This window comes from Bombilactobacillus bombi (assembly GCF_013607485.1).
Lineage (GTDB): Bacteria > Bacillota > Bacilli > Lactobacillales > Lactobacillaceae > Bombilactobacillus > Bombilactobacillus bombi_A.
The window spans coordinates 1-3,712 of record NZ_SCHP01000082.1; the positions used below are offsets into that span (position 1 = coordinate 1).

Consider the following 3,712-nt stretch of genomic DNA (forward strand, 5'->3'; position numbering starts at 1 on the left):
ATAATAATGAAAGAAACAATAACTCAACATGGATTTTAGTTCTAACATCATTAGGATTTTTTATGTCTATGATGGATTCCATGATTGTAACTACTGCTTCTACTGCTATTAGGCATGATTTTCATATTAATGTGGCATCATTACAATGGGCGCTAAATGCATATAATGTGACTATTGCTGCTGTTCTACTAGTTGGTGTATCATTGGGGAATATTTTAGGACATCGAAAAATCTACAATATTGGAATCCTAATATTTGTCATTGGATCTATACTTTCGGCTTTGTCCACAAACATAGAATTTTTAATATTTGCTAGAATAGTACAAGGTATTGGTGCTTCTGTTTTGACGCCGATGTCAATGACAATTTTAACCTCTTCTATTAATCCATCTAAACGGGGTAGTGCTTTAGGAATATATAGTGGTATTGGCGGTTTAGGATTAATTATTGGCCCCGCTTTAGGCGGATTAATTGTTGCAAAGTTGACGTGGCAGTGGATTTTTTGGATTAATGTTCCTATAGGTATTTTAGGAATTTACTTTTCTAATAAAAAATTACCAGAAAAAAAGGTTTCTGGTTCGCGGATTGATTTTATAGATGCATTATTAGTAATTCTAGCATCGGCTGGATTTATATGGGGATTGTCAGATAAAGCCTTTAAGCCTTCCTCTGTTGTAATTGGAGTAATTGGTTTGATATTATGGGTTATTTTTTTCATAAAACAAAAATATGATACAGATCCAATGATTCCCTTAAAGCTTTTTCAGTCTAAATCCTTTTTAGCTGGTAATATCTCTACTTTTTTACTCTATGCTGCTATGTACGGTGTAGTATTCTTTTTGCCCCAGTACTTACAAATTGTGGGTAATGCTAACGCGTTAGTTGCTGGATTAGAATTATTACCTTGGACAGGAACTTTAGTTGTTATTGCGCCATTTGCTGGAAAATGGGTGGATCAATTTGGAGAAAGAAAAATAGCAGCTTTAGGATTACTTTTGCAAGGTCTAGGATATTTGTGGATTGCACTTATAGCTAATGCTAGCACTGCATATATAATGACTGTTATCCCACTGATTATATCTGGTGCGGGGCTATCTATGGGGGGACCAGCACTGCAAAAGGCAGTTATTAGTTCGGTTGATTCACAAAACAATGGGCAAGCATCCGGCATATATAACATGTTTCGCTTGTTTGGTGGTGCAGTAGGTGTTTCGCTATCAGTTATTGTATTTTATAAATTTGGCAGTTTGCATAACATTAGTACGTTTATAACTGGTTATAAGGCTGCAATGACTACATCAGGTATTTTATCTCTAATTGGTGTCATTATCTCAATGCTGATTAGAAGAAATAAATTATAGTTGTAGTCCATAAATAAATTTTAATATAAGGTTGGCTATGTAATTCTAATATATTTAAACAATTTCGTAGAAGTTTGGTACTAATTATCAGTTAGAAAAAACCAACTATCATTTATCACCTAACGAAGTATTAATTTATAGTGAAGATCAACCAACAATTCCGAAGAAATTATTTATTAATGGTCAAGAATATAAAACGCGGGTAATATCTCACTTTAACTTTGCCTTTAGTTATCAGCGTTCTACTTTAAAACCACTATTCATCATAACAGCGGATCAAAAAACTGCTCAGAATATTAATCCTCATTCCTGGTTATACGTACTGGGCTTTAATACAGGAGGTAATGCTAAACAAGTAGGCAAGTTTGCTGCCAAACTGCCAGTAGTTTTACAATTAAAACCAGATAATTATTCCGCAATCCCAATAGTAAAAAAAGCAATTCATGCTTTATTCGGTAGCTTATTATTTATCGGTGGTTTAATTAGTTTAACTATGATCTTAGTTACCGCATTATTAATTTATTATAAGCAAATATCTGAAGGATACGCTGATCGAGAAAGATTTCAAACGATGCAGGAGGTCGGGTTAAGCTTTAATGAAACAAAACAAGCTATTCGAAGCCAGGTATTAACATTATTTATGTTTCCGATCATAGGAGCAGTAGTTAATTTAATGTTTGCTTTTCCTGCTATAAAAAATTCGCTATCGTTATTTTCAATGTATAACATTCTTTTATTAGTGGTGGTAACCTTAGTAACATTTTTGTTATTACTGACGTATTATTCGTATTATTTAGTCATCTATGGCTTAACCACCAGAATTTATACTAAAATTGTAGAACAACGAGTGCGCAACTTGGAATAGGAGTTACAAATGAAAAAGTTGATTTCAAGCATCTTAGCAATATTATTGTTGATCTGTTTTTTTACCTTTTGGTTTACCATTGTTAACACATAATCAAAATAACAAGTTGGCCATAGTAGTAGATTCTATCAATCCAACTTTATCAGAAAAACAATTATACGCCAAAGTGTATACCGCCAAACCCTTTAGGGTGGAAAAACCCCAGCGAGTTAGTCAAGAAAAAAATTATTTATATCATGTAACAGCTTATGATAAAAATGGGAAATCACGTAATTTATTATGTAAATCCTTTGGCCAGCAGGCTAAAATTCAGGTCGGGGATTATCTACTGATTAAATCTAAAGGTCAAGCAGTAAAACATTGGGAAATAATTAAGAAAAATAAAATCCCTGAAAATATTATCCAAGAGATAGGTGATTAAAATATCCTGAAGGGATTTTAGAATAATCAAATAAAATAAGCTCCCTAAAAGTGGGGGCTTATTTATTTTCTAGGTTACAATAATTATCAGTGATTTGTTCAACGGCTGTTAAATAGGCACTCAAGGCTGCCTGATTCAACCGGCTTTTTTTGAAAATTAAATATTGATATCTAGTGTAAATTTGTTTCTTAGTGTGAGGTACACAAATAACAAAAATATAATATTGATGAGTATTGATGAAACTTTCGTAACGTTTAAATGGCGGATGAATTAGTACTGGATTTGACTGAAGATTTTTAAAAATAGGATCTTTCTTGATGTCATAATCATCATCTCCCGGTTTGTTAGATAAATATAATTCACCTTGATTTTGATCGTACAGTTCTAATAGTTCAGGATGTTGTTTCATGGTCGCAATAAAGGATGTTTTTGGATCTTGGTCTGGAGACAAGTCAACCCAAGCGGTGTAATAGCCCGACTTGGTATGTTTTAAAAATCCTCGTTTGAAGTCTCTTCTTAAATTAAGAATGACAATTATAATTCCTATCACATTGATCATAGTATAAATGAACCAAAAGGTTTTTTGTTTATGTAGGAGTTGTGGAATGCCTATATAAAAAATACCGATCAAATATGTCAGTGGAAAAACTATCAAAAAGAATTTTAAATAGCGACGATACGTTTTAGGCATAGCATATTGCCAAACTAGTTTTCTAATTTGTTGGATGTCTTGTGTAGAGATATAAGAAATTAACATGTAAATTATCCTTTAATTATTAGATTTTTCATAATTGTAAAACTTCATTCATTATATCAGTATATCAGTAATTTTGAGAATAAATTAAAAGAAAAAAGCTTTTGCAATCAATATGAATAAGTTTTACTAATTTAAGGTAATTAAATTTAACTACTAAAAAATGGCTAATCAATTAAATGGCTAATCAATTAATGGAATTAGTATAGTTTTTGAATAATTAGTCTTAATATATTTAACACTCCATTTATGCTTTTAACACTTGCCTAATCATTTTAAAATCCTATATCTATTAAAAATTAACATTTTCT

General features: G+C 31.5%; 4 protein-coding genes. 3 read left to right on the plus strand and 1 reads right to left on the minus strand.

Annotation, left to right across the window (positions count from 1 at the left end; all coding sequences use genetic code 11):
• The first annotated feature begins 32 nt into the window (after positions 1-32).
• From EQ827_RS08150 to EQ827_RS08160, 3 genes are all read left to right on the plus strand, one after another.
• A complete protein-coding gene (locus EQ827_RS08150) occupies positions 33-1,361 on the plus strand; it encodes an MFS transporter (protein ID WP_309109357.1) in 1,329 nt (442 codons plus the stop codon).
• A 493-nt stretch (positions 1,362-1,854) separates the two neighbouring features.
• Positions 1,855-2,226, plus strand: coding sequence for a hypothetical protein (locus tag EQ827_RS08155; protein WP_181190494.1), 372 nt, complete (start codon positions 1,855-1,857; stop codon positions 2,224-2,226).
• Between the two features lie 79 nt (positions 2,227-2,305).
• Positions 2,306-2,647, plus strand: coding sequence for a DUF1093 domain-containing protein (locus EQ827_RS08160; protein ID WP_181190495.1), 342 nt, complete (start codon positions 2,306-2,308; stop codon positions 2,645-2,647).
• Positions 2,648-2,705: 58 nt separating this feature from the next.
• Here the strand turns inward: EQ827_RS08160 and EQ827_RS08165 are convergent, their stop codons facing one another.
• Positions 2,706-3,404, minus strand: coding sequence for a hypothetical protein (locus EQ827_RS08165; RefSeq protein ID WP_181190496.1), 699 nt, complete (start codon positions 3,402-3,404; stop codon positions 2,706-2,708).
• Positions 3,405-3,712: the final 308 nt, after the last annotated feature.